The organism is Streptomyces sp. RK9, assembly GCF_045070545.1.
GTDB lineage: Bacteria > Actinomycetota > Actinomycetes > Streptomycetales > Streptomycetaceae > Streptomyces > Streptomyces alboflavus.
The window spans coordinates 3,232,672-3,257,056 of sequence record NZ_CP173704.1 but is presented as its reverse complement, the minus strand read 5'-3'; the positions used below and the strand labels follow the sequence as shown (position 1 = coordinate 3,257,056).

Sequence of the window (24,385 nt, the reverse complement as noted above, 5' to 3'; positions counted from 1 at the left end):
CCTCTCGGAGGGGAAGGGTTCGGCAGGGGTGGGGCCTGGTCCTCAGGAAGGGGTCATGGTCATCGGCGGGGGAAGGGGGCGTGGTCCCCGGTGGCGCAAACGAAGTGGTCTTGGCCACCGGGGAGTTGGTGGATCCGGGCGGGGTTCGGGGTGGAGCGGGTCACGTATGGAGGGGATTCGAGATGGTGACGTAGACGGATTGGGTGTCGACGGGCCCGACGAGTTCGTCGAGTCCGTGCAGGCGGGTCAGCAGGTTGGCCTTGCAGCGCAGCACGGGTGAGTCGAGCAACCGGGCGGGCAGCGGGGTACGGAGCCGGTCGGGCCCCGAGGCGGCGGCGAGGAGGAAGCGGCGGAACGCGGCGAGCAACAGCCGTTCGTCGGCGAGGCGTTCGGCGCCCAGGGCTCCGATGAGGCCGAGGACGTTGTTGATGCCGAGGTAGTAGGCGAAGCGTTCGTCGGTGACCTCGTCGGAGACGAAGGTGTCGCTCTGTCGGCCGATGCCGGGGAGCCGCTTGTCCAGCTCGGCGCGGCGGGATTCGCGGAAGTAGTAGCCCTGGTTGTCGCGGTAGCGGCCGCCGGTGGGCCAGCCGTCGGGGTCGAGCAGCAGCAGGGTGTTCTGCTGGTGGGCCTCCAGGGCGACGCCCGCTTCGCTGTCCAGCCAGAGCACGGGGCGTACGACGTTCTGGAGGTAGCGCAGGAACCACTCCGTGGCGACGGCTCCCCGTGGGCGGCCGGTGTGTCCGGCGAGGCGGGTGATGATCGCGGCTAGCCGGGAGTGCATCGGCGGCCGGTCCTGGCCGGTGGGCTGGGCGGGCGGCCGGGGTGAGACGAGGCCGGCGATGCAGGTCGCGTCGTCGCCGGGGCGGAAGGGGTTGTGCCGGATCATCACGTCGAGTCCGGGGACGGCTTCTCCGTCGGCTCCGGTGACGGCGAGCCAGGCCGGGTCGCGGATCACGTCGAAGCCGGGGTGGGCCGCCTGCCACTGCTCGGCGAGGCCGCTGCGCAACAGCCGGTGGACCTCGACGCCGCGGTGGAGTTCCTTGCGAAGGTTCTCACGACGGGAGTTGGTGATGCGCAGGGCCAGCGAAAGCTTCAGCATGGCCGGGGCGCCGGAGCGGTAGAGGGTGCGGACGGAGGAGGTGGGGTGCCAGGGGGCGCCGTGCGGGCCGAGGTCCTTGAGGAGTCCGGCGTCGAGCAGGGCGGCGGTCTCGGGGCGGTGGTGGAGTTCGCGGAGCTGCCACGGGTGTGCGGGCAGTACGGCGTGGTCGTCGGGCAGCGGCAGGTCGGGGCCCGCGAGGCGGGCGGCGAGCTGGTCGGCGGGGACGGTGCGGCCGCGTTCGGTCCAGGCCGAGTCCATGGCGAGCACCGAGCGGTCGACGGCGAGCCAGTGCAGCGGGAAGGCGCCGCGCAACTCGGGTGAGTAGAGCCGGGATTCGGTGTCGGAGAGTCCTTCGCGGCTCTTCGGGGTCGGGTGCAGGGGGTGACCGAGGAGGAGGGACTGTTCGGCGGCAAGGAACAGGTCGGGGATGTCGCCTGGATTGTTCCTGCGGTCGGCGATGAAGTCGGCGGTGCGGCGGACGGAGTCGGCGACGCGGGCCACCAGGTCGGCGCCGTCGGGGGCTTCCCGGGCCTCGGCGGGTTCGGCTTCGGCCGCTTCCCCGAGGGCTGCGGCCGACGGGACCGTCGGCTGTGGTTGTGCCTGTGGTTGCTCCGGGTCGGGCTGCGCCTGGGGGTCAGAGTCGGTGAATTCGCCATGCTGGGTGGCGGATTGGGTGTCGGCGCCGGGGTCGTGTGCGGCGCGCTCCTGGTCGTCTGCGGCGCGCTCCGGGGTGGGGCCGTGGGTCGCTTCGGCTGTGCGGGCGGTCTCGCGGCTCAGGAGGGCGGCGACGGTGACGGCGTCGACCGGTGGCGCCGTGGTGGGGCCGTCTTCCAGGCAAGGGGGGCCGAAGCGGTGCCAGCCGGTCGGGGACCAGTAGTCCACGGGGACGAGGAGGGCGGTGCCGCTGGCTTCGAGGGGGACGCGCAGGGAACCGTGTTCCGGTGCGGCCATGTCGTTCTCCCGCACCCAGCAGCGCAGCAGGTTCTCGACGGCTGCGGCCTGGGCCGCGGTGTGCGGGTCGGGGTGGTCGAGGAGGTCGGTGGTGCCGTGGCGCAGTCGCTCGGCCTCCTGGCTCCTGCCTTTCTGCCGCGGGACCGTACCGGCCTCCGCCGTCTGCGGGGACTGCGCGGACTGTGTGCCGCACGCTGCCGGTGGGTGCGGTTGGGGACGGCCGTCGGGTGCGGGGGTGGCGTTCAAGAGGGTTCCTTGTGTGGTTGATCGGGCTCCGTTTGGCGACGGGCGGTGTTGGGCGGGACGGGTCGCGGAGGGGGCACGGGGTGAGACGGTGACCTACGCGCCTGGGAGGTGATGGTGCGGCTGCGGCTGTCATCGGGCCGGTCGGTTCGTGCCCGGCTCGGTCAGGGGACGTGAGTCGCGGTGGTCATGGATGGTCCGGTGCGAGTCTGCCGTCGGGGGTGCGGCGGTGGGAACGCTCCGCCGCGGTGAGGGCATCGGCTAGTCGGTCGAGGACCGCGGTCGCCTGTTCGTCCGTGATGGTGAGGGGAGGCAGGAGTCGCACGACGCTGGAGTGCCGTCCGCCGAGTTCGACGATGAGCCCGCGGCGCAGGCACTCGCGCTGTACGGCGGCGGCCAGTTCGGGGGCCGGTGGGTGCGGGCGGGTGTCGGGGAGGTCGTGCGGCCGGTGGTGCTGAAGGTGATTGTGCCGGTGCGGGTGCTGGTGTGGGTACTGGGCACCGGCCGGAGGCGCGGTGGGCGTGGTCACGGGCGGTGCGGTCGTGGGGGGTGCGGGTGCCGGTTGCGCGGGGGCGGTGGGGACGTAAGAGGTGCTTGGGGTCTGCGAGGCGGACGCGGAAGGTTCTGTCGCGTGGCTCAAGTGCGGGGTGTGGGAAGTGGGTTGGGCGTATTCCGGGTCCACGAGTTCGACGCCCAGCATGAGGCCGAGCCCGCGGACGTCGCCGACGCAGGGGTGGTCGGCGGCTAGGGAGCGCAGATCGCCGAGCATGCGGGCGCCGAGGGTGGCGGCGCGTTCGGCGAGGCGGTTCTCGCGTACGTGGGCGAGGGTGGCGGCGCCGGCGGCCATGGCGAGTTGGTTGCCGCGGAAGGTGCCCGCGTGGGCGCCGGGGGGCCAGACGTCGAGGTCGTCGCGGTAGACCACGACGGCGAGGGGGAGGCTGCCGCCGATCGCCTTGGACAGGACGAGGACGTCGGGGACGATGCCGCTGTGCTCGACGGCCCAGAAAGCGCCGGTGCGGCCGACGCCGGTCTGTACCTCGTCGGCGATGAGGGGGATGCCGCGGGCCGCGGTGATGTCGCGCATCCGGCGGAGCCAGGCGTCGGGGCCGGGCAGGACGCCGCCTTCGCCCTGGACGGGTTCGAGGATCATGGCGGCGGGGGCGGGAACGCCGGACTTGGTGTCGTCGAGGAGGTTCTCGGTCCAGCGGGCGGCGAGTTCGGCTCCGTTGGGACCGCCGATGCCGAAGGGGCAGCGGTAGTCCTGCGGGTAGGGCAGGCGGGCCACGCGGACGTCGCGGGCGCCGCCGGAGGCTTCGAGGGCTCCTGCGGTCATGCCGTGGTAGGCGCCGGTGAAGGCGAGCAGACCCTCGCGGCCGGTGGCCGTGCGGGTGAGTTTGAGGGCCGCTTCCACCGCGTCGGTTCCGGCGGGGCCGCAGAACTGGATGCGGGCGTGGTCGGCGAGGGCGGGCGGGAGGGTGCGGAACAGTTCGGTGGTGAAGGCGTCCTTGACGGGGGTGGCCAGGTCGAGGACGTGGAGGGGGGCTCCGGAGTCGAGGACGTTGCGGATGGCTTCGAGGACGACGGGGTGGTTGTGGCCGAGGGCGAGCGTGCCCGCGCCGGAGAGACAGTCCAGGTAGCGCTGTCCGTCGGCGCCCTCGATGGTCATGCCGCGGGCTCGGACGGGGACGATCGGCAGGGCTCGCGCGTAGGTGCGCGCGGCGGACTCGCGGGCGGACTGGCGGCGCAGGATGCCTTCGTGCGCGCCCCTGTCGGGGATGGGGGTGCCTGACTGGTGCGTGCCGGTTTGGTGCACGGCCTTGCCCCGCGGGCCCTCCTCGCGCGCGGCACCGTCTCCCGCAGTGCCCTCACTCCCGCTGCCCCCACTGGCCCCAGCGCTCTCACCGGCAGTTCCCTGCTCCGCGGCCCCCGCCGCGATTTCGCGCCCCGCGGGCACCACCGCGGAAGCGGGCTCGATCACGGCCACAGCTGTTGGTCCTCCCGCTGGGACTTGACGCGGGCCCGCGGATCTCGGCCGGGCGGGCGAGCGAGTTGGCGCGGGGGCTGAACGCGCGCGGCGTGTCCCCCGTACGTACCAACGACGGCACGTGCGCGGGATCACGGGTGCACGGAAGATCCTTGCCGTGACGGAACCGTTGCCGTCTCGTGGGCCGTCCCCAACGGCACCGGCATAGTGTGGGGTGCCGTTCATCAGCACCAAGGTGTTCCGCACCGCGGGCAAATCCGGACGTTCGGTACCACCGACGACCGGGCGCCCGCCAGCACGGGCATCCGCGCGCCCCCTAGGGGCGCGCCGTGATGACCGCGGCCGTACGGAAGGACGTACGGCACCACGATGTACGGCATTTGGAACGATTTCGAGGCCCAGGGGGATTCTCACCATGCGACCCATACGTCCGCTCTTCAGCTCCCGCAGTGGGAGGAGCGCGCGCGGCAGGACCTCCCCCGTGGCGGCCGCCGTCGCGCTCGGCGCGGCGCTCGTTCTGACGGCGACCGCCTGCGGCCCGAGTGACGACAACGCGGGCGACTCGTCCGCGTCGCAGCCCGGCGACAAGGGCGACGACAAGATCCAGCTTCCCGGCGACATCCAGGACCGGCTCAAGGAGCACGGCATCGACCTGGACAAGTGGAAGGACGGCGCCTGGAAGAACTGGGACAAGGACGACTGGCTGCGCGAGGCGGGCGACTTCGTCAACCCGATCATCGAGGACCTCTGGGACCCGGACCGCATGCGGGACGCGGACAAGAACCCGGACCGCGGTGTCGACGAGGGCGACATCTCCGGTGACCAGGGCGTGACGGACCCGACGCCGGAGCCCGTCGAGGCCGCGGCCGTGAAGACGCCGTACCACGACCAGGTCCCCGCGGCCGGCAAGCTCTTCTTCGACGGCCCCGAGGGCTCCATGGTCTGCTCGGCCACGGTCGTCAAGGACCCGAAGAACCCGGGCAAGTCCAACATGGTGTGGACCGCCGGTCACTGCGTCCACGCGGGCGCCAAGGGCGGCTGGTACCGCAACATCGCCTTCGTCCCGTCGTACAACGACAGCGGCACGCCCACCGCGGAGCTCCAGGGCAAGCCCAAGGAAGAGGTCGCTCCGTACGGCGTCTGGTGGGGCGACTGGGCGCAGACGTCCGACCAGTGGATCGAGACGGGCGGCCCGACGGGCGGCAAGGGCGCTCCCTACGATTTCGCGGTGATCCACGTGACGCCGGAGAAGGGCAGCGAGGGCAAGTCCCTGGAGGAGACGGTCGGCACCGCTCTGCCGGTGGACTTCGACGCCCCCGCGGTGCCGAAGATCAAGGACATGACGGCGACCGGCTACCCGGCGGCGTCGCCGTTCGACGGCCAGAAGCAGTTCCAGTGCGCGGACAAGCCGGGCCGCCTCTCCCTGAGCAAGCCCGACCCGACGATGTACCGGATCGGCTGCACCATGACCGGCGGTTCGTCCGGTGGCGGCTGGGTCACGGAGGGCCAGGACGGCAAGCCCGCGCTGGTGTCCAACACATCGATCGGCCCGGTCACGGCGGGCTGGCTCGCGGGTCCGCGCCTCGGTGACGAGGCCAAGGGCATCTACAACGCGGTCAGCAAGAAGTTCGCAGGGCAGTAAGCAGTCGGGGCGGTGCGACGTCACCGCCGGTGGGTCGGCCTCGATTCCCGGGGCCGACCCACCATCCGCTTCGTCCGCGTACGGGAAGCGTGCGTGCGACGTACGCGCATCAGCGCGGCGAAACCTTCACCGCCCCGCCGCCGTTCGTCCCCAATTCCACAGGCATAGTGGGAGCTCACGTCGGCCCGGGCGGCGGACGCCACGCCCACGCCTGACACGCACATGGCAAATACACGTTCCTACGGGGGTTACAGCTACATGCGTTCCATTCGTGCGCCCTTCGCGCGCAGCCGCGGCCGCCGCGCCGCGCTCGCCGTCACCGGGCTCGCCGCGACCCTGGCGCTCACCGCCACGGGCTGCGGCCCGAGCGACGACAAGGCGAGCGACAAGTCGGACAGCGGCTCGGCGCAGGAGGCGGACAAGGGTTCCGGCTCCGACTCCGGCTCCGGTCTGCCCGGCGACCTCGCCGACCGGCTCAAGGAGCACGGCATCGATCCGGACAAGTGGAAGGACGGTGCCTGGAAGAACTGGAGCAAGGACGACTGGCTGCGCGAGGCCAAGGACTTCGTCAACCCGGTCATCGAGGGGCTCTGGAAGCCCGAGCGGATGCAGAAGGCCAAGGACCCGAACAAGACGATCGCGGCGAAGGACGCGACCGCCGACCAGGGCCAGACCGACCCGGACCCCGCTCCGGTCCAGGCGAAGCCCGAGAAGACGCCGTACCACGACAACGCGGCGCCGGTCGGCAAGATCTTCTTCGACTCCCCCAAGGGTTCGATGGTCTGCTCCGGCACGGTCGTGAAGGACCCGCGCAACCCGGGCAAGTCCAACCTCGTGTGGACGGCGGGCCACTGTGTGCACGCCGGTTCCGAGGGCGGCTGGTACCGCAACATCACCTTCGTGCCCTCGTACAACGACCTGGGCAAGTCCGAGGCGGCCCTGAGCAACGCGGCGCCGCAGGAGATCGCGCCGTACGGCCAGTGGTGGGCGGACTGGGTCTCGACGTCCGGTGAGTGGATCGACCAGGGTGCCTCCTCGGGCGGCGCCGGCGCTCCGCACGACTACGCCGTGATGCACGTGAAGCCGCAGGAGGGCACCAAGTCCCTCGAGGAGACCGTCGGCAACGCGCTGGAGGTCGACTTCTCGACTCCGTCGGCGCAGAGCGTGGCGTCCATGGGCGCCTGGGGCTACCCGGCCGCGCCGCCGTACAACGGCCTGATCATGCACAAGTGCATCGACAAGCCCGGCCGTCTGTCGCTGGACCCGGCGACGCCGACGATGTACCGCATCGGCTGCACCATGACCGGCGGTTCGTCCGGCGGTGGCTGGTTCCGGGTGGTGGGCGACAAGTCCCAGCTGGTGTCCAACACGTCGATCGGCCCGGCCGACAACACCTGGCTCGCCGGTCCGCAGCTGGGCAGCGGCGCGAAGCAGGTCTTCGACACGATGAGCGAGAAGTACGGATCGCAGTGAGCCGTCGGCCGCCGGGGTCGCAGCGGCCCTTCGGCCACCCGGTCCCGGTTGCCCGTCGGCAGCCAAGACCCCGGTGACCTGGAGCTTTCATGGTGAAGGCCCCGCCCCCTACGAGAGGGGGCGGGGCCTTCACCATGTGGTGCGCGTACGAGTCCCGCGTCAGTGCGCCGCGGGAACGTACGGCGCGAGTTCCGCCGCCAGTTCCTCGTGCACCCGTGCCTTGAGCAGCGTGCCCTCGGGGGTGTGCTCCTCGGAGAGCACTTCGCCGTCGGCGTGCGTGCGCGACACGAGGTTGCCGTGGGTGTACGGCACGAGGGCCTCGATCTCGACCTCGGGGCGCGGCAGTTCGGCGTCGATGAGCGCGAGCAGCTCCTCGATGCCGGCGCCGGTGCGCGCGGACACGGCGATCGCGTGCTTCTGCTGGCGCAGCAGCCGCTGGAGGACCAGCGGGTCGGCCGCGTCCGCCTTGTTGATCACCACGATCTCGCGCACGTCCGTCGCGCCCACGTCCCGGATGACCTCGCGCACGGCGGCGAGCTGCTCCTCCGGCGCGGGGTGCGAGCCGTCCACCACGTGCAGGATCAGGTCGGACTCGCCGACCTCCTCCATGGTGGAGCGGAACGCCTCCACGAGGTGGTGCGGCAGATGCCGGACGAAGCCGACCGTGTCGGCCAGGGTGTACAGCCGGCCGCTGGGCGTCTCCGCCCTGCGGACCGTCGGGTCGAGGGTGGCGAACAGGGCGTTCTCCACCAGCACACCCGCGCCCGTGAGGCGGTTGAGCAGGGAGGACTTGCCCGCGTTCGTGTACCCGGCGATGGCGACCGAAGGCACCTTGTTGCGCTTGCGCTCCTGGCGCTTGATGTCGCGGCCCGTCTTCATCTCCGCGATCTCACGGCGCATCTTGGCCATCTTCTCGCGGATCCGTCGCCGGTCCGTTTCGATCTTGGTCTCACCGGGACCACGGGTGGCCATGCCGCCACCGCCGCCGCCACCCATCTGACGGGAGAGCGACTGACCCCAGCCGCGGAGCCTCGGCAGCATGTACTGCATCTGCGCGAGGGCGACCTGTGCCTTGCCCTCTCGGGACTTGGCGTGCTGGGCGAAGATGTCGAGGATCAGGGCGGTCCGGTCGACCACCTTGACCTTGACGACGTCTTCGAGGTGGATGAGCTGGCCGGGGCTGAGCTCACCGTCGCACACGACGGTGTCCGCTCCGGTCTCGAGGACGATGTCACGCAGCTCCAGGGCCTTGCCGGAGCCGATGTACGTCGCCGGGTCGGGCTTGTCGCGGCGCTGGATGACGCCGTCGAGCACGAGCGCGCCCGCGGTCTCCGCGAGGGCGGCCAGCTCGGCGAGGGAGTTCTCCGCGTCGTGAACCGTTCCTGAGGTCCAGACGCCCACGAGGACGACGCGCTCCAGGCGGAGCTGTCGGTACTCGACCTCGGTGACGTCCTCGAGCTCGGTGGAGAGGCCGGCGACGCGGCGCAGGGCCGCGCGCTCGGAGCGGTCGAACTGCTCGCCGTCCCGCTCTCCGTCGATCTCGTGGCTCCAGGCGACGTCCTCTTCCATCAGGGCATCGGCCCGAAGACCTTCGGGGTAGTTCTGCGCGAAGCTCTGTGCGTCCTGGGAAGGGGAAGAAGAGGAGGTCATTGGGTCCTTTACGTCGATGGGAATCCGATACGGAGAGCGCCTGCGGGCATCCTTCGCCCTGCCGCACCGCGTGTGCGACTCGCACCGCGGGCCGCAGCGCCACCCGTCATGTTCGACAACGCTCACGGCCCCCCGGAGATTCCCCGGGTCGGCCGGGTCCGCCCCTGAGATGTCCCCGAGGGGATCTCCCGGACGGGCCGCGCCGTCGACCTGTTGATGGTCGCACGGTACGACCCGTCTCGTCACCCGAGTATTTCGGTGCGGGGCCTGGCCCCAAGGCGGCCGGGGCGCCCACCGCCGGGGGCCTGGCGCTACGTCTTGCCGGACGCCGTCTTACTTCACGTCTTGCCGGACGCCGTCTTACTTCCTGCCGGACGCCGCCTTCTTCTCCGGTGGCGTCGACGTCCAGTCGGGGTGACCCGGCATCGGAGGCGTCTTCGCCCCGTACAGCCAGGCGTCGAAGAACCCGTCGAGGTTCCGGCCGGAGACCTCGGACGCGAGCCGCACGAAGTCGGCGGTGGTCGCGTTCCCGTCGCGGTAGGTGTGCACCCAGGCCCGCTCCACGGCCTCGAAGTCGGACCGGCCGATCTCCTGGCGCAGCGCGTAGAGCACGAGCGCGCTGCCGTCGTACACGACGGGCCGGAAGATGCTGATCTTCTCGCCCGGCCGGGGCCCCTTGGGCGCGGCCGGGGGCCCGCCCGCCGCGCGCCAGCTGTCGGAGAGCCGGTAGGCGTACCGCATCCGCTTCTCCAGCGGCTGGCGCGCCTTCTCCTCGGCGTACAGGGCCTCGTACCACGTGGCGTGCCCCTCGTTCAGCCACAGGTCGGACCAGGTGGCGGGGCTCACGCTGTCGCCGAACCACTGGTGCGCCAGCTCGTGCACCATGATCGATTCCACGTACCACTCGGGGTACGCGGGCCGTGTGAACAGCTCCTTCTCGAAGAGCGACAGTGTCTGTGTCTCCAGCTCGAAGCCGGTCCGGGCGTCGGCGACGAGCACCCCGTAGGTCTCGAACGGATAGCGGCCGACCTTGTCCTCCATCCAGGAGATCTGGTCGGGGGTCTTCGTCAGCCAGGGTTCCAGTTGCTCGCGGTCCTTCGTGGGCACGACGTCCCGTACGGGGAGGCGGTAGGGGCCGGTGCGGTGCAGCACGGTGGAGCGGCCGATGGACACCTGGGCCAGCTCGGTCGCCATCGGGTGCCGGGTGCGGTACGCCCACGTGGTGGTGTCCGCGCGGCGCTCCTCGGCCAGGGGCAGGCCGTTGGCCACGGCGGTGAGGCCCTTGGGCGCGGTGACGCGGAAGGTGAACTGCGCCTTGTCGGCGGGGTGGTCGTTGCACGGGAACACGCGGTGCGCGACGTCCGCCTGGTTGGCCATCGCGAGCCCGTCGCCGGTGCGCACCCAGCCGCCCTCGACGTCGCCGGACACCGGGTCGCTGGTGTGCCGCACGGCGATCCGCAGGCGCTCGCCGGGCTGCACGCGCGCGTGGGGCGTGACGACCAGGTCCTCGCCGGCGGTGGTGAAGTCGGCGGGGGCGCCGTTCACCTCGACGGAGCGGACCTTGCCGTGGGTGAAGTCGAGGTTGACGCGCTCCAGCGGGGCCGTCACCCGGGCGTCGATCTTCGTGAGCGCGTCCAGGGGCTTGCTGTTGTCCCCGTGATAGGTGAAAGCGATGTCGTACGACGTGACGTCGTACCCGGGGTTGCCGAGGTGGGGGAAGAGCCGGTCGCCGATGCCGAGCGGGGCGGCGGGCTGCGGGGCGCTCGCGGCGAGCAGGGCGGCGGAGGTGGTGGCGGCGAGGACGGCGACGGCGATCCGGACCGCCTTCGGCCGGGACGGCTTGGTGCGCGGGGTGAGGAGCATGAACTACGGCTATCAGCGCACGCCTTCCGCGCCGGGACGGCACGCGACGGGCCCACCCGAACGAGTCGGCGCCGTTTCACCGAAGAGCACCGTCGGGCTCGGCGTGGAGCGGCCTCAGGGCGCCGCTGCCGCCCGGTGCTGCGCGCGGGCCACGTCGTACACCCCGGGGACGTTGCGCATGGCGCGCATCAGGCCCGGAAGGTGCGCCGCGTCGGGGAGTTGGAGCGTGTACGTGTGGCGTACGCGCTGTTGGCTCGGGGGTTCGACGGTCGCCGAGATGATCGCGGCGCCTTCGAGGGCGATGGCTTCGGTGAGGTCGGCCAGGAGGTGCGCCCGGCCGAACGACTCGGCGATCAGGGTGACCCGGCACTCCGTGGTGTCCCCCCAGCGCACGCCCACCTCCGGGCGCCCCACCTGCGTCATGCGCGCCACCGCGGGGCAGGTGACGCGGTGGACGGTGACGACGCCGCCGCGTACCGCGAAGCCGGTGATCTCGTCGGGCGGCACCGGGGTGCAACAGCCCGCGAGCCGTACGGTGGCGCCCTCGCGGTCGACGACGACGCTCTCTGCCGCCGGGCGCAGGGTCGCGGAGACCTGGGGCCTCGGTGCGGCGGCGGGCACCGTCACGGGGTCCTGCGGGGCCGGGTCGTCCTGCGCGGGCGGGACGGGGGCGGGCGCCGGGTGCGTGGTGAGCCAGCGCCGGATGGCGATGCGCGCGGCCGGCGTGCGTGCGTGGTCGAGCCAGTCGCGCGAGGGCCCCGAGGTCAGGTCCTGGCCCATGAGCAGCTGCACGGTGTCGCCGTCGCGCAGGACCGTGCTGAGCGTGGCCAGGCGGCCGTTGACGCGCGCGCCGATGCAGGCGTGGGCGTCCTCGCCGTACTGGGCGTAGGCGGCGTCGACGCAGCTTGCGCCCGCGGGCAGGCCGAGCGTGCCGCCGTCGGTGCGGTAGACGGCGATCTCGCGGTCCTGGGCGAGGTCTTCGCGGAGCGTCGACCAGAAGGTGTCGGGGTCGGGCGCGGCCTGCTGCCAGTCGAGGAGGCGCGAGAGCCAGCCGGGGCGGGTGGGGTCGGCGCGCTCGCCGTCGGGCGGCTGCTCCTCGGACGGCCCGGCGTAGGGATTGTGCAGGGCGACGACGCCCGCTTCGGCGACCCGGTGCATCTGGTGGGTGCGGATGAGGACTTCGGCGACTTCGCCGTCGCCGCGGGACACGGCCGTGTGCAGCGACTGGTACAGGTTGAACTTCGGTACGGCGATGAAGTCCTTGAACTCCGAGACGACCGGCGTGAAGCAGGTGTGCAGCTCGCCGAGGACTCCGTAGCAGTCTGCGTCCTCGTTCACGAGGACGAGCAGGCGGCCGAAGTCGGCGGGGCGCAGCTCGCCGCGTTTGCGGTGCGCGCGGTGGACGGACACGAAGTGGCGTGGCCGGATGAGGACTTCGGCGGCGATGCCGGCCTCGCGCAGGACGCCGCGCACCTCTTCGGAGATGTCGGCCAGCGGGTCGGTCCCGGCCCGCGCCTTCGCCGAGATCAGCTCCTTGACCTCGGCGTACTCCTCGGGGTGGAGGATCGCGAAGACGAGGTCCTCCAGCTCGGTCTTGAGGGCCTGCACGCCGAGCCGTTCGGCGAGCGGGATGAGGACGTCGCGGGTGACCTTGGCGATGCGGGCCTGTTTCTCGGGGCGCATCACGCCGAGGGTGCGCATGTTGTGCAGGCGGTCGGCGAGTTTGATCGCCATCACGCGGACGTCGTTGCCGGTGGCGACCAGCATCTTGCGGAAGGTCTCCGGTTCGGCGGCGGCTCCGTAGTCGACCTTCTCGAGTTTGGTGACGCCGTCGACCAGGTAGCAGACGTCGTCGCCGAACTCCGCGCGCACCTGATCGAGCGTCACATCCGTGTCCTCGACGGTGTCGTGGAGCAGGGACGCGGTCAACGTGGTGGTCTCGGCCCCCAGTTGGGCCAGGATCAGCGTGACGGCGAGCGGGTGTGTGATGTACGGCTCACCGCTCTTGCGCATCTGGCCGCGGTGCGAGGACTCCGCGAGGACGTAGGCGCGGCGCAGCGGCTCCAGGTCGGCGTCCGGGTGGTGGCCGCGGTGGGCCTCGGCCACATGGCCGATGGCGTCCGGCAGGCGGTCCCTCGTGGCGGGACCGAGGAGTGCGGCGCGGCCGAGTCTGCGCAGGTCGAGGCGGGGGCGGGTGCGCCTTCGCTGGGTCGAGGGCGTCATCGGGCCTGGCGTCGCGGGATTCGTCGCCTCCGCACTCATGGGCACCTCCGGCAGCTCCGACCGGCGGTGGGCGGACGGCAGCCTGCTCCGTCCGGGCCGGTGCTTGATGCTATCGAGCCCATCACGTGGTGCTGACCCGCTCTCGCCGAGCGTGAAACGGATCACCCATTCGAGCGACAGTTCTGTGGAGTGTCGTTTCGACCGGGACGAGCGGGGTTTCGACCACGGCGCGGGGGCGGGGCCGGGCGGGCCGCCCGGGCTCCCGTGTGCGCCGTGCGGCCGAGCGCGCCATCAGGCCGCCGCTACGGCCGCCGCCAGCCAGTCGGCGTCGATCTCGCCCTCGGCCACGATCACGGCGGGGCCCGTCTTCTCGATCTCGCCGTCCGGCCGCTCGGTGATGACCAGGCGTCCGCCGAGCACGTCCACGGTGTACGCCACGGGGGTGCCGGTCACTGCGGGGTCCAGGCCGTCCCTGCGCGCCGCCGCGACGGCCACCGCGCAGGCGCCCGTGCCGCACGAGCGGGTCTCGCCGGCGCCGCGCTCGTACACGCGCATGGCGACGTGGCGCGGGCCGCGGTCGGCCACGAACTCCACGTTCACCCCGTGCGGGTAGGCCGTGGCCGGGCTGAAGGGCGGCGGGTCCAGGAGGCGGCCGGCGTGCGCCAGGTCGGCCACGAAGGCGACCGCGTGCGGGTTGCCCATGTTCACGTTGAGCGCGGGCCACCGGTGCTCGCCCACGGAGACCGTGACGTCGCCCTCGGGGAGCACGGCCTTGCCCATGGCGACGGTGATGTCGCCGGGGGCGCCGTCCTCGGTGGGCTTGGCGATGTGGACACGCTTGACGCCGCCTCGGGTCGCGACGGCCAGGTCGCCCTCGCCGACTAGTCCGGCGCGCTCGAGGTACCGGGCGAAGACGCGCACGCCGTTGCCGCACATCTCGGCGACCGAGCCGTCGCCGTTGCGGTAGTCCATGAACCACTCGGCCTCCGCGGCCAGGTGCCGCGCGTCCGGGTGGGCGGCGGAGCGCACGACGTGCAGCAGGCCGTCGCCGCCGATGCCCGCGCGGCGGTCGCACAGGGCGGCGACGGCGGCCGGGGGCAGCTCGATGGCGTTGTCGGCGTCGGGGACGATCACGAAGTCGTTCTCGGTCCCGTGCCCCTTGAGGAAGGCGATCCGCGTGCTCATCCCTCGATCGTACGGGGTGGGCAGGACAACCTGTCGGGGGCCGTCCACGGGGAGGGGCGACGTACGGGGACTCAGCGGAGGCGGGCGACCCGCCACACCGCGAGCACCGCGACCACCCCGACGACCAGCGTGTACGCGGACACCACGCGCCAGTCCGGGCGCCGCCCGGAGCCGCGCTCCGGCAGCCCCGGCCAGGTGTGGCCCACGCGGCGGGCGGCCATCATGCCCCAGCCCGCGGCGCAGGAGCTGAGGAGCAGCCCCAGCATCGCGACGACGGCGCCGCCGTCGCCGAACTCGAAGGCCAGCGGGAAGGCGAACATCAGGGATCCGACGGCGGCGAGGATCACGATCGGCGCGAGCTGCCAGATGCGCAGCCTGCGCTGCGGCCGCAGCTCGACCTCGACCTCGGGCTCCGTCGCCAGCTCCTCCTCGGTGGGGCCGTCGTCGGTCATGCCGCTCTCGGTGATCCCGGGGCTGTCGGGTCCGTCCGGGCTGAGCCGCGCGCCGTTGTGCGCGGCGTGCTCCGCACCGTCCTGTGCGGTGTGCTGCTCGCCGTCATGTGCGGTGTCACGAGGGCCGGCCTCCATCGCCACGCGCCCTCCCACTTCGGACTCCACTGGTCGATCGATGGTCGATGATGGCACGCCGTCAGGTGCCTCGATGACCGGCGGAGCGTCCCGATGCCATCACGTGATCAGGCTGTGACCGCTCGTTCGACCAACGCCATTGCACTCCCCGGGAGTTCCCCGCGGTCGGCGACGGCGCCGCTCAGCCAGTGCACGCGTGGATCACGCCGGAACCAGGAGTCCTGTCGGCGCGCGAAGCGTTTCGTGGCGCGCACGGTCTCGGCGCGCGCCTCGGCCTCGGTGCACTCACCGGCGAGCGCCCCGAGCACCTGTTGGTAGCCGAGCGCGCGCGACGCCGTGCGCCCCTCCCGCAGCCCTTGCGCCTCCAGCGAGCGCACCTCCTCCACAAGTCCCGCCTCCCACATGCGGTCCACGCGCGTGGCGATGCGCAGGTCGAGCTCGGGGCGGGCCACGTCGACGCCGATCTGCACGGTGTCGTACACGGACTCGTGACCGGGGAGGTTGGCGGTGAACGGCCTGCCCGTGATCTCGATGACCTCCAGGGCGCGCACGATCCGGCGTCCGTTGCCGGGCAGGATCGCGCGGGCCGCGTCCGGGTCGGCGGCGGCCAGGCGGGCGTGCAGCACGCCGGGGCCCCGCTCCTCGAGCTCCTCCTCCAGGCGGGCGCGGACGGCGGGGTCGGTGCCGGGGAACTCCAGGTGGTCGACGGCCCCGCGCACGTACAGGCCGGAGCCGCCGACCAGGATCGGCCAGCGGCCCTCGCCGAGCAGTCGGTCGATCTCCGCGCGCGCGAGCTTCTGGTACTCGGCCACGCTCGCCGCTTCCGTCACGTCCCAGACGTCCAGGAGGTGGTGCGGCACCCCGTCGCGCTCGGCGGGCGTCAGCTTGGCGGTGCCGATGTCCATCCCCCGATACAGCTGCATCGAGTCGGCGTTGACGACTTCGCCGCCGAGACGCTGGGCGAGGTGGACGCCCAGATCGGACTTTCCGGCCGCGGTGGGCCCGACGACGGCGATGACCCGCGGGGCGGGAGGTGCACTTCTCACCGACCCAGTCTCGCAAATCGCTCGGCGGGTGCCCGAACGAGCTACGTGACGGCACGGCTCCGGGTTCGTTGCCTGTTGCGAGGTTCCGGCCGCCGGTTTCGAGGATCGGTGACCCGGGCGACGCAATCGGACGCACCGGGTGGCGCGGGATTTCGCCCACACGAGTAACGTATGGAGTAGATATGGGCGTTTTTAGTCGGTTTCGCCGGAAGAGCAAGGACACGGACGAGGCATCGACCACCGACGCGGCGGCCGCCACCTTGACGGCCGACGCGGAGGACGCTGAGGCCTCCGCCGAGGCCAAGGCCGATGACGACAAGGCCGAGGACGGAACCGAGGCCGCAGAGGCCACCGCGTCCGCCACGTCCGCCAACGACAAGGACAAGTCCGAGGCGAAGGCCGCTGCCGAGGACGAGACGGAGGAATCGGCCGAGGCGGCTGCCGCGGAGGGTGTGGAGATCCCGAAGCAGCAGTCCGCGCAGGAGGCGGCCGACAACGAGGCCGGTGAGAGCGCCCGCAAGTGACTCCCCCGCGAAGGAAGGCGAATCCGTGGGCTTCCTGAACCAGCTGAAGGACAAACTCGCCCCTGCCAAGGACAAGGTCTCGGGCCTCGCGCAGCAGCACGGGGACAAGATCGACCAAGGCCTGCACAAGGCCGCCGACGTGGTCGATCGCAGGACCAAGGGCAAGTACAGCGACAAGATCCAGGCGGGGACGGGCAAGGCCAAGGACGCCCTGGACCGCCTCGCCGGGACGGACGGCGGCAAGGGCGGGGGCGGCGGTGCCACTCCCCCCGGCGACACCCGGCCCCCGTCACCGCCGACGCCCCCTTCGGCTTCCTGAGCGGCTCTGGACCACCGGCGGACGGCCGTGAAGCGCGACTGGCTTCACGGCCGTCGGCGTGTCCGGGAGACGGCTTCCTGGGGGCGTCGGCCGCGGCCGCGGCGTCCTCCCGAGAGCCCTCGGGCGGACCGGTGGTCCTCGACGGGGTCTCGGCGTCGCCCTACGACCAGGCCGCCACCAGGTAGCCCACCCCGTACGGCGCGTCGTCGAAGAGCAGCTCGCCGCGCAGGCCCGCGCCGTCGGCCGCGCCCGCGAGCACCTGCCAGGGCGCCCGGCCCGCCGCCTTCAGCTCCTGCGCGAGCTCCGCGTCCAGCGCCTTGAGCGCCGCCACGTCCGCCGCGGCGAGCGCCCGCGCCACGTCCGCGTCGAACCCCGCGGCCCGCTCGTCCAGATAGCCGGGCGCCTTGAGCGTGCGGCACGCGCTGGCGTCGCCCATCACGAGCAGCGCCACCCGGTCCGCGCGCGCGGCGATCTCCCCTCCCAGTTGGATACACCGCTCGGGCGCGAGAGGTTCCCCCACACCGAGGCCTTCGAGCGGGGCTGCCGACCACTCCGTACGCCCGAGCAGCCAACCGGCGACGGCCAACGGCACCGGAAGCCGACGCTCCGTGGCCTCACCCGTGCCGGCCCCGCCGTCGTCCGCGGGGGCCTCTCCGAGGCGTACGTCGAGGTCCACGCCGAAGCCCCGGAACGAACCGCGCGCCCCCTGGGCGTGCGGTCCGCGGTCCTGCTGCTCCGCGGGGCCCACGACGACGAGCCGGTCGGGCCGGGACGCGGCGAGCACCCCGATCGCGTCCGTGCACGCCGCCCGCGCGGCATCCAGTTCCGGCGCGGCGCCCGCGGCGACCTCAGGCACGAGCAGGGGCGGACAGGGGCAGACGGCTGCGGCGACAAGCATGATCCGCAGCGTACAGACAGGGCGGACGGACGCGGCGGACAGGCGCAGCGGACGCGGCTCCGGGAAGGAGACGCGGCTCTCCGTAGAGGCCGACACGCTCCGTAGAGGCCGACGCTCTCCGTAGAAGACGACACTCTCCGTAAAGGCCGTCTTGCGCCGCGCCCCGTCCTGGGAACGCCGGATGCGTCAGTCGATGGTGCAGCCGCCCGTGGCCACCGGAAGCGGCTCGGGGACGCCCACCTTGGGGAGGCCGAGGAGCACTCCGGAGGGCTTCGGGGCGTCGGCCGTGTTGCGCTTCTCCCAGGCGTCGCCCGCGCGGGTGCGCCGGACGTCGCGGACGGCGCCCTCGGCAAGCAGGTGGTGCGGCGCCGCGTACGTGATCTCGACCGTCACCACGTCACCGGGGCGCACCTCGGTGTCGGGCTTGGTGAAGTGCACCAGGCGGTTGTCGGGGGCGCGGCCGGAGAGGCGGTGCGTGGTGCCGTCCTTGCGGCCCTCGCCCTCGGCGACCATCAGCTCCAAGGTGCGGCCGACCTGCTTCTTGTTCTCGGCCCAGGAGATCTCCTCCTGGAGGGCCACCAGGCGTTCGTAGCGCGCCTGGACGACCTCCTTGGGGATCTGGTCGTCCATCTCGGCGGCGGGCGTCCCGGGGCGCTTGGAGTACTGGAAGGTGAAGGCGTTGGCGAAGCGGGCCTCACGGACCACGTGCATGGTCTGCTCGAAGTCCTCCTCGGTCTCACCGGGGAAGCCCACGATGATGTCCGTGGAGATCGCCGCGTCCGGCATGGCGGCGCGGACCTTCTCGATGATCCCCAGGAAGCGGTCCTGGCGGTAGGAGCGGCGCATCGCCTTCAGGACCGGGTCCGAGCCGGACTGCAGCGGCATGTGCAGCTGGGGCATCACGTTCGGCGTCTCGGCCATCGCGGCGATCACGTCGTCCGTGAAGTCGCGCGGGTGCGGGGAGGTGAAGCGCACCCGCTCCAGGCCCTCGATCCGCCCGCAGGCGCGCAGCAGCTTGCTGAAGGCCTCGCGGTCGCCGATGTCGGAGCCGTACGCGTTCACGTTCTGGCCGAGCAGCGTGATCTCCGAGACACCCTCGCCGACGAGCGCCTCGATCTCGGCGAGGATGTCGCCGGTCCTGCGGTCCTTCTCCTTGCCGCGCAGGGCGGGCACGATGCAGAAGGTGCACGTGTTGTTGCACCCCACGGAGATCGACACCCATGCCGCGTACGCGCTCTCGCGGCGCGTGGGCAGGGTCGACGGGAACGCCTCCAGGGACTCGGCGATCTCGACCTGCGCCTCTTCCTGCACACGGGCGCGCTCCAGGAGGACCGGCAGCTTGCCGATGTTGTGCGTGCCGAAGACGACGTCGACCCAGGGCGCCTTCTTGACGATGGTGTCGCGGTCCTTCTGGGCCAGGCAGCCGCCGACGGCGATCTGCATGCCGGGGCGCTGGGTCTTGCGGGGGGCGAGGCGGCCGAGGTTGCCGTAGAGGCGGTTGTCGGCGTTCTCCCGGACCGCGCACGTGTTGAAGACCACCACGTCCGCGTCGCCGTCGGAGCCCTCCGGAGCGCGCACGTAACCGGCGTTCTCCAGGAGGCCGGAGAGACGTTCGGAGTCGTGGACGTTCATCTGGCACCCGTAGGTGCGGATCTCGTAGCTTCGCGCGACGGCCGCTTCGTCCACTGCTTCGTCCACTGCTCCGGTCCGGACACTGCTGCTGGTCATCCCTCAAGGGTACGGGGGCTGCGGCAGTGGGCTCTCACCACCTTGGTCCCCGCCCCTGTCCCCGCGTCGCCCCGCCTCATTCAAGTGCGACCCACGGGGCGGTCCCCCTAGCTTCGGGTCATGAGCGCTTCCTTCGTCCCCGACGACTTCGTCGTCCCCTTGGAGCTGGTCACCCCGGAGTTCCGCCTGGAACCGCTGGAGGGCCGGCACAACACCGAGGACCTCGCCGCCTGGACCGGCAGCATCGAGCACATCCGTGCCACTCCGGGCTTCCGGGGCCGGAGCTGGCCCCCGGTGGCCGGGATGTCGCCGGAGGAGAACCTGCGCGACCTGCACGAGCACGCGGAGGACTTCGCCCGGCGCGGCGGGTTCACGTACACCGTGATCGAGACGGCGAGCGGCGAGGTCGTCGGGTGCCTCTACATCTATCCGCGCCGTGCCGACGGCTCTCCGCCCCATGCCGACGGTTCCCACACCGATGCCTCCGGAGGCGACGGTTTCGACGCCGACGTCCGGTCCTGGGTCCGGGCCGACCGCGCCGCCCTCGACGCGACCCTGTACACGGCCGTGAGCGCGTGGCTGGCCGCCCGCTGGCCGTTCGGGAAGGTCGACTACGCGGCCCGCTGACCCCACGCCGCTACACGACCCCGGTCACCGTCACCCTGACCCGCGCGGACGCCGCCTCCGGTGCCTGCTCCTCCAGAGCCGCCACGACCGCCGAGCGCACCGCGCGGGTCACGTCCAGGGCGCGGTGCCCCCGGCTCAGCACCACGTACACCTCGATGTCCAGGCCCTGGGAGCCCTTCCCGCGCTCCACGCGCACTCCGGAGGCCCCGGCTGCCCCGGACGTGCCGCGGCCCGCTCCCAGGCCCACGGAGGAGCGCAGGAGCTCGGCCAGGCCGGGGCGCAGGAAGGCCACGCCACGGGTGGCGAGCACGGCACTGCCGACGAGGTCCGCGAGTGCGCGCGGAGCCTGTTGTTCCGTCATCCCTGCCGCCCTTCGGTGCCCGCGTCGTCGAGCAGGTCGGTGATCACCACGTCGACCGCCGCGACCCGCATGCCCAGCTCGCGGTCCGCGGCCGCGACGATCCGGGTGCGCACCTCGTCCGCGACGAGCTGCAGGTTCCAGGAGAGGCCGACCTGTACTTCGACGCGGATCCTGGCCGGTCCGCGCGGCAGCCGTCCCGGGGGCGGTGCCGCGGCCGGGCGGACGGTGTCCTGGGGGTCGGCCTCTATGCGGCAGCTGCCCGCGCGGACGCCCGGCAGGGAGTCCACGGCGGCCCGGAACGTCCGCGCTGCCGCCGCCTCCACGATCCACGCGTCCTCGTCGGCCTCGCCCAGCGGCAGGGTGCGGCCAGGACGCAGCTCCAGGCGTACGACGTCCATGACGCGGCCGGCGAGCGCGGCGGTGTCCCACGTGTGTTCCTGGGGCTCGTCGTCGCGTGTCCGGGCGACGGCGTCCTCCAGGGAGCGCAGCGCCCGCAGCGCGTCGGCGCAGTGCGGGCAGCCGGCCGTGTGCGGGTCCGGCTCGCCCGTCTCCGCCTGCTCCCACACCTGCGCGAGTTCGCGGCCGCAGGGCAGGATCTCGTCCTCGGGCACGTCCTCGAACGACGTCCCGCCCGGTGCCCCGCCTTCGTTCATCGCCATCCGGCCATCGCCTCCGTCAGATAGCGCCGGGCCCTGAAGACGCGGCCTCGCACCGCCTCCTGGCTGATGCCGACCGACTCGGCGATGGACTCGTAGGGCACGCCGTCCAGCTCCCGCAGGACCCAGCACACCCGCTGCTCCGGTGAGAGCCCTTGTATCGCCCGTGACAGGTCCTGGACGGCGGCGTGCGCCTCGGCGACCCGCGGCGGGGACACCTGGTGCTCGGGAGCCTGCGGCTCCGCAACGCTGTCCAGGGCCGTCACGGGCTGCCGCGAACGCAGCACGTTGAGACAGCGGTTGGTGACGATCCTGTGCATCCAGGTGCCGAACCGGGCGTCCCCGCGGAACTCCGGAAGCTTGCGCCAGGCGCTCACGAAGGCCTCCTGCACGGCGTCCTCCGCCTCTGTCGGGCTGCCGAGCAGCCGTGTGGCGAGGCGCAGCAGGACGGGCGCGTGCCGGTGCACGAGCGCCTCGAAGGCCTCGTCGTCACCTTCGGCGGCACGCACCACCAGCAGCGCGTCCTCATGCGGCAACGCATCCTCGTCCTCCGGCGCTCTGCCCCGTTCCCCGGGCACACGTGGCTCCTCTCGCTCCGGTCGTCCTCTTACGACACACGACAAGCCGCCCGCGTTACGCGGCGCAGGCACGCTACCCGTCCGGGGAAGAAATTCCCGAGAGGCGCGTAACGGATCCGGGGCACCCGTGTCAGTGGAGGTGAAGGGCGCGACACGAAGTGGTGCGGCGCGGCGAGCGCCGTACGACGCGGAACGCGCCACGGGGGCAGCACAGCGACACGGTCGGCACGGCGTGCACGGCCGTTGAAGACCCGCACGACCAACGAGACAACGAGACCAACGACTAGGAGATGCCGATATGGCGACACAGGAGCTCACCTCGAAGTCGGCCGCTTCCAGCAGCACGGAGAAGGAACTCGTCGGCGGCCAGAAGAGCACCGAGGGAGCCACCACCCTCGCGGGCCGCACCGGCGCGAGCGAGCCGGCGGCGACGCGCGGCAAGACCTCGATCGCGGACGTCGTGGTCGTCAAGATCTCCGGCATGGCGGCGCGCGAGATCCCCGGAGTGCACGACATGGGCGGCGGTCTGTCCCGCACCATCGGCGCCGTGCGCGACCGCGTGCCCGGCGGGCGCCCGAACGTGGGCCGCGGCGTGAAGGTCGAGGTCGGCGAGCGGCAGACGGCGATCGACCTCGACATCGTCGTCGAGTACGGCGTGCCCATCACGGACGTCGCCCACGACGTGCGCGAGAACGTCATCGCGGCCGTGGAACGCATCACCGGCCTGGAGGTCGTCGAGGTCAACGTCGCGATCAACGACGTGCACCTGCCCGACGACGACCGGGACGCCACCGCCGAGACCCGCGTCGAGTAGGGCCAGGCCCCTTGCCCGACGGCTCCGATGTTCCTTCTGCGGTGTGAGGTGAGTGGTGAACAAAGCCCTGGTGGGCCTGTTTTCGGGGATGGCGCTGGGATTCGCCGGGTGGTTCGGCGGCTTCGGCGCGTTCCTGCTGGTCGCCGCGCTCGGCGCGGTGGGCTTCGTCCTGGGGCGCCTCGTGGACGACGGGATCGACGTCCGGGAGTTCCTGTCCGGGCGTGACCGGGAACGGCGATGAGCACCCCCGCCGCGGAGCGCGGTGCGACCACCGTCGCGGACCGCGCGGTGCGCCGGATCGCGGAGCGCGCCGCCACGGAGGCGCTGGGGCCTGGCGAGGTCCGGGTCAGCGGGGGCTCGGCGGCCGTGCGCGGTCGCCGAGCCCGTGTGGACGTCACCGTGACGGTGCCCTACGCGGGCGTGCTCGACGACACGGGCGAGAGCGTCCGCTCGCACGTCACCGACCGCACGGCCCACCTGACCGGCCTCTCCGTGGACTCGGCCCGCGTCCACGTACGGGAGTTGTCCCTGCGGGAGGCCTCTACGGAGAGGGTTGATCACGCGGAGGGCACCGGGTACGCCGAGGGCGCTCGGTACGCGGAGGGCGCCGGGTACACCGAGGGCCCTGCGTACGCCACAGGCACCGTAGACGCGCGGGACGCCAAGGCGAGCTCTACGGAGGCGATGGTCACGCGCGGCGCGCGGCGCCCGTGGTCCGAACGCCGGTGGCCGGTGGCCGTGTTGGCCCTGGCTGCGGCCGTCGCCTCCGGAGTGCTGCTGTACGACGTCGTGGCGGTGCACGCGGCGGACCGGTCGCCCGCGCGGTGGCGGGTGCGGCTCGTGGACTGGCTGGCCACGCACGGGCCGGACGGCGGTACGGCGGTGACCATCGCCGCCGCGGCGGCCGTGTTGGCCCTCGGCGTGTGCCTGCTGGTCCTGGCGGTCACCCCGGGGCAGCGACGGCTTCTCCCGATGGCGGCGCCGCTGCCCGGGGTGCGCGCGGTCCTCGAACGCGGTGCGGCCGCGGCCCTGTTGCGGGACGCCGTGGTCCAGGTGCCGGGCGTCACGCGGGCACGGGTGCGGGTCGGACGCCGTCGGGCGCGGGTGCGGGTGGGGCTCGGGTTCGGCGACCCCGCCACGGCCCGCCAGGAGGCCCTGAGGGCGGCCGAGGCGGCGTTGGCGGAGTGCGGGCTCGCCAGGCCGCCGCGGCTGCGCGTACGGCTGCGTACGGAGCCCACGTGGCGTGAACCGGCGCCGCCGGCCCCGGCGGCCTCGCCCCCGGCCGGGACGACACCGCAGACCGCCGCCCAGGAGACCGCACCGGGGAGCGGCCCCTCATGAGCGCGCTCCGGCAAGGCGTGAACCGCGCGACGCTGCTGTGCGCCGCGGTGCTGCTGCTCGGTTCGGGGGCCGCCCTGGCCACCACCGCGGACCCCGTCCGGGACCGGCTGCCGTCCGGCTGGCCGCGCCTCGGCACCGACCGCGTGTGGCTGGACGGCGCCGCGCTCGGGCGCTGGCGCGACCACGGCTGGTGGCCGCCCGTCGTGATCGCGGCCCTGGCGGTCGCCCTGTTGCTGTTCCTGTGCTGGGTCGCCCTCGAGGTCCGCGCGGGGCGCCTGCGGGTGCTCCCGCTCGGGCGGGACGGGGTCACCCTCGCGGGCCCGGCGCTCGCGGCGGCGATGGCCGGGCGCGTCCAGGCGGTCGACGGGGTGGCCCGTGCCCACGTGCGCCTCCTCGGCCGCCCCCACCGGCTCCGGGCACGCATCACACTGGTCCTCGCGGCGGACGGCTCGCCCCGCGCGGTCCTGCGCCGGCTGGCCGGGCAGGCCGTCGCGGAGGCCCGTGCGGCGGCGGCACCGCGCACCCTGGAGGCGGAGGTGCGGATCGACGTCCGGACGCACAGGGCGCCCCCGCGCCGCCGCGTCCGCTGAACA

22 protein-coding genes are annotated in these 24,385 nt (G+C 72.7%); 9 read left to right on the top strand and 13 right to left on the bottom strand.

Going from position 1 to position 24,385, the window contains the following annotated elements:
• Positions 1–160: 160 nt before the first annotated feature.
• Together AB6L24_RS34610 and AB6L24_RS34605 are read right to left on the bottom strand one after the other, a co-directional pair.
• Positions 161–2,296 carry an IucA/IucC family protein gene (locus AB6L24_RS34610; protein ID WP_405662008.1) on the bottom strand — a complete coding sequence of 712 codons (2,136 nt, stop codon included), beginning with the start codon at positions 2,294–2,296 and terminating at the stop codon, positions 161–163.
• A 184-nt stretch (positions 2,297–2,480) separates the two neighbouring features.
• Entirely contained in the window at positions 2,481–4,106 is a 1,626-nt protein-coding gene (locus tag AB6L24_RS34605) for a diaminobutyrate--2-oxoglutarate transaminase family protein (RefSeq protein WP_405662005.1), read from the bottom strand.
• 586 nt (positions 4,107–4,692) lie between these two features.
• Here AB6L24_RS34605 and AB6L24_RS34600 point away from each other — a divergent pair.
• Together AB6L24_RS34600 and AB6L24_RS34595 are read left to right on the top strand one after the other, a co-directional pair.
• Positions 4,693–5,919, top strand: a complete 1,227-nt coding sequence (locus tag AB6L24_RS34600) for a serine protease (protein ID WP_087886112.1) — start codon at positions 4,693–4,695, stop codon at positions 5,917–5,919.
• 258 nt (positions 5,920–6,177) lie between these two features.
• A complete protein-coding gene (locus AB6L24_RS34595) occupies positions 6,178–7,392 on the top strand; it encodes a trypsin-like serine peptidase (protein WP_405662002.1) in 1,215 nt (404 codons plus the stop codon).
• Between the two features lie 159 nt (positions 7,393–7,551).
• Here the strand turns inward: AB6L24_RS34595 and hflX are convergent, their stop codons facing one another.
• The 6 genes from hflX to miaA form a co-directional block, all read right to left on the bottom strand.
• Positions 7,552–9,042 carry a GTPase HflX gene (hflX, locus tag AB6L24_RS34590; RefSeq protein WP_405662000.1) on the bottom strand — a complete coding sequence of 497 codons (1,491 nt, stop codon included), beginning with the start codon at positions 9,040–9,042 and terminating at the stop codon, positions 7,552–7,554.
• Between the two features lie 360 nt (positions 9,043–9,402).
• A complete protein-coding gene (locus AB6L24_RS34585) occupies positions 9,403–10,905 on the bottom strand; it encodes a M1 family metallopeptidase (RefSeq protein WP_405661998.1) in 1,503 nt (500 codons plus the stop codon).
• Between the two features lie 114 nt (positions 10,906–11,019).
• Complete coding sequence (locus tag AB6L24_RS34580) at positions 11,020–13,167, bottom strand: RelA/SpoT family protein (RefSeq protein ID WP_405661995.1); 2,148 nt, start codon at positions 13,165–13,167, stop codon at positions 11,020–11,022.
• A gap of 252 nt (positions 13,168–13,419) precedes the next feature.
• Positions 13,420–14,313 (bottom strand): diaminopimelate epimerase, encoded by an 894-nt coding sequence (gene dapF / locus AB6L24_RS34575; protein ID WP_405661993.1) that lies wholly within the window; start codon positions 14,311–14,313, stop codon positions 13,420–13,422.
• Between the two features lie 71 nt (positions 14,314–14,384).
• Entirely contained in the window at positions 14,385–14,900 is a 516-nt protein-coding gene (locus AB6L24_RS34570; RefSeq protein WP_405663535.1) for a hypothetical protein, read from the bottom strand.
• Between the two features lie 107 nt (positions 14,901–15,007).
• Positions 15,008–15,946: a tRNA (adenosine(37)-N6)-dimethylallyltransferase MiaA gene (gene miaA, locus AB6L24_RS34565; protein WP_405661990.1), complete on the bottom strand. Its 939-nt coding sequence runs from the start codon at positions 15,944–15,946 to the stop codon at positions 15,008–15,010.
• A 182-nt stretch (positions 15,947–16,128) separates the two neighbouring features.
• Between miaA and AB6L24_RS34560 the strand changes: the two genes are divergently transcribed.
• Positions 16,129–16,470 (top strand): hypothetical protein, encoded by a 342-nt coding sequence (locus AB6L24_RS34560; RefSeq protein WP_405661988.1) that lies wholly within the window; start codon positions 16,129–16,131, stop codon positions 16,468–16,470.
• A 25-nt stretch (positions 16,471–16,495) separates the two neighbouring features.
• Positions 16,496–16,789, top strand: a complete 294-nt coding sequence (locus AB6L24_RS34555) for an antitoxin (protein WP_405661986.1) — start codon at positions 16,496–16,498, stop codon at positions 16,787–16,789.
• A gap of 160 nt (positions 16,790–16,949) precedes the next feature.
• On the opposite strand, the gene AB6L24_RS34550 is transcribed toward AB6L24_RS34555, so the two are convergent.
• Both AB6L24_RS34550 and miaB read right to left on the bottom strand, forming a co-directional pair.
• Complete coding sequence (locus tag AB6L24_RS34550; protein ID WP_405661984.1) at positions 16,950–17,687, bottom strand: class III extradiol dioxygenase subunit B-like domain-containing protein; 738 nt, start codon at positions 17,685–17,687, stop codon at positions 16,950–16,952.
• Between the two features lie 186 nt (positions 17,688–17,873).
• On the bottom strand, positions 17,874–19,415 hold the full coding sequence (miaB, locus tag AB6L24_RS34545; RefSeq protein ID WP_405661982.1) for a tRNA (N6-isopentenyl adenosine(37)-C2)-methylthiotransferase MiaB: 1,542 nt from the start codon (positions 19,413–19,415) through the stop codon (positions 17,874–17,876).
• 120 nt (positions 19,416–19,535) lie between these two features.
• Here miaB and AB6L24_RS34540 point away from each other — a divergent pair, with 120 nt between their 5' ends.
• Positions 19,536–20,042, top strand: a complete 507-nt coding sequence (locus AB6L24_RS34540) for a GNAT family N-acetyltransferase (protein WP_405661980.1) — start codon at positions 19,536–19,538, stop codon at positions 20,040–20,042.
• A gap of 10 nt (positions 20,043–20,052) precedes the next feature.
• Here the strand turns inward: AB6L24_RS34540 and AB6L24_RS34535 are convergent, their stop codons facing one another.
• From AB6L24_RS34535 to AB6L24_RS34525, 3 genes are read right to left on the bottom strand one after another with little or no spacing between them, the layout of a single operon-like run.
• Positions 20,053–20,403: an Asp23/Gls24 family envelope stress response protein gene (locus AB6L24_RS34535; protein ID WP_405661977.1), complete on the bottom strand. Its 351-nt coding sequence runs from the start codon at positions 20,401–20,403 to the stop codon at positions 20,053–20,055.
• A complete protein-coding gene (locus AB6L24_RS34530; RefSeq protein ID WP_405661975.1) occupies positions 20,400–21,062 on the bottom strand; it encodes a hypothetical protein in 663 nt (220 codons plus the stop codon). Before AB6L24_RS34530 ends, AB6L24_RS34535 begins: the two co-directional genes overlap by 4 nt.
• The gene (locus AB6L24_RS34525; protein ID WP_405661973.1) at positions 21,053–21,637 is read right to left on the bottom strand and encodes an RNA polymerase sigma factor; all 585 of its coding nucleotides are present in this window, start codon (positions 21,635–21,637) and stop codon (positions 21,053–21,055) included. Before AB6L24_RS34525 ends, AB6L24_RS34530 begins: the two co-directional genes overlap by 10 nt.
• Before the next feature lie 298 nt (positions 21,638–21,935).
• Between AB6L24_RS34525 and AB6L24_RS34520 the strand changes: the two genes are divergently transcribed.
• The 4 genes from AB6L24_RS34520 to AB6L24_RS34505 are packed head-to-tail and all read left to right on the top strand — an operon-like array spanning position 21,936 to position 24,382.
• Positions 21,936–22,451 carry an Asp23/Gls24 family envelope stress response protein gene (locus tag AB6L24_RS34520; RefSeq protein WP_030362826.1) on the top strand — a complete coding sequence of 172 codons (516 nt, stop codon included), beginning with the start codon at positions 21,936–21,938 and terminating at the stop codon, positions 22,449–22,451.
• Positions 22,452–22,506: 55 nt separating this feature from the next.
• Positions 22,507–22,692 carry a hypothetical protein gene (locus AB6L24_RS34515; RefSeq protein ID WP_380860144.1) on the top strand — a complete coding sequence of 62 codons (186 nt, stop codon included), beginning with the start codon at positions 22,507–22,509 and terminating at the stop codon, positions 22,690–22,692.
• Positions 22,689–23,792, top strand: coding sequence for a DUF6286 domain-containing Asp23/Gls24 family envelope stress response protein (locus tag AB6L24_RS34510; RefSeq protein WP_405661970.1), 1,104 nt, complete (start codon positions 22,689–22,691; stop codon positions 23,790–23,792). The genes AB6L24_RS34515 and AB6L24_RS34510 overlap by 4 nt, the downstream gene beginning before the upstream one ends.
• On the top strand, positions 23,789–24,382 hold the full coding sequence (locus tag AB6L24_RS34505) for an alkaline shock response membrane anchor protein AmaP (RefSeq protein WP_405661968.1): 594 nt from the start codon (positions 23,789–23,791) through the stop codon (positions 24,380–24,382). Before AB6L24_RS34510 ends, AB6L24_RS34505 begins: the two co-directional genes overlap by 4 nt.
• Positions 24,383–24,385 lie beyond the last annotated feature (3 nt).

What these genes read in the sequence shown, in the direction of transcription:
- AB6L24_RS34600 (WP_087886112.1), top strand. Translation starts at nt 4,693, where the DNA reads ATGCGACCCATACGTCCGCTCTTCAGCTCCCGCAGTGGGAGGAGCGCG.
- AB6L24_RS34595 (WP_405662002.1), top strand. Translation starts at nt 6,178, where the DNA reads ATGCGTTCCATTCGTGCGCCCTTCGCGCGCAGCCGCGGCCGCCGCGCC.
- hflX (WP_405662000.1), bottom strand. Translation starts at nt 9,042, where the DNA reads ATGACCTCCTCTTCTTCCCCTTCCCAGGACGCACAGAGCTTCGCGCAG.
- AB6L24_RS34585 (WP_405661998.1), bottom strand. Translation starts at nt 10,905, where the DNA reads ATGCTCCTCACCCCGCGCACCAAGCCGTCCCGGCCGAAGGCGGTCCGG.
- AB6L24_RS34580 (WP_405661995.1), bottom strand. Translation starts at nt 13,167, where the DNA reads ATGAGTGCGGAGGCGACGAATCCCGCGACGCCAGGCCCGATGACGCCC.
- dapF (WP_405661993.1), bottom strand. Translation starts at nt 14,313, where the DNA reads ATGAGCACGCGGATCGCCTTCCTCAAGGGGCACGGGACCGAGAACGAC.
- AB6L24_RS34570 (WP_405663535.1), bottom strand. Translation starts at nt 14,900, where the DNA reads ATGGAGGCCGGCCCTCGTGACACCGCACATGACGGCGAGCAGCACACC.
- AB6L24_RS34560 (WP_405661988.1), top strand. Translation starts at nt 16,129, where the DNA reads ATGGGCGTTTTTAGTCGGTTTCGCCGGAAGAGCAAGGACACGGACGAG.
- AB6L24_RS34550 (WP_405661984.1), bottom strand. Translation starts at nt 17,687, where the DNA reads ATGCTTGTCGCCGCAGCCGTCTGCCCCTGTCCGCCCCTGCTCGTGCCT.
- miaB (WP_405661982.1), bottom strand. Translation starts at nt 19,415, where the DNA reads ATGACCAGCAGCAGTGTCCGGACCGGAGCAGTGGACGAAGCAGTGGAC.
- AB6L24_RS34540 (WP_405661980.1), top strand. Translation starts at nt 19,536, where the DNA reads ATGAGCGCTTCCTTCGTCCCCGACGACTTCGTCGTCCCCTTGGAGCTG.
- AB6L24_RS34535 (WP_405661977.1), bottom strand. Translation starts at nt 20,403, where the DNA reads ATGACGGAACAACAGGCTCCGCGCGCACTCGCGGACCTCGTCGGCAGT.
- AB6L24_RS34530 (WP_405661975.1), bottom strand. Translation starts at nt 21,062, where the DNA reads ATGGCGATGAACGAAGGCGGGGCACCGGGCGGGACGTCGTTCGAGGAC.
- AB6L24_RS34520 (WP_030362826.1), top strand. Translation starts at nt 21,936, where the DNA reads ATGGCGACACAGGAGCTCACCTCGAAGTCGGCCGCTTCCAGCAGCACG.
- AB6L24_RS34510 (WP_405661970.1), top strand. Translation starts at nt 22,689, where the DNA reads ATGAGCACCCCCGCCGCGGAGCGCGGTGCGACCACCGTCGCGGACCGC.
- AB6L24_RS34505 (WP_405661968.1), top strand. Translation starts at nt 23,789, where the DNA reads ATGAGCGCGCTCCGGCAAGGCGTGAACCGCGCGACGCTGCTGTGCGCC.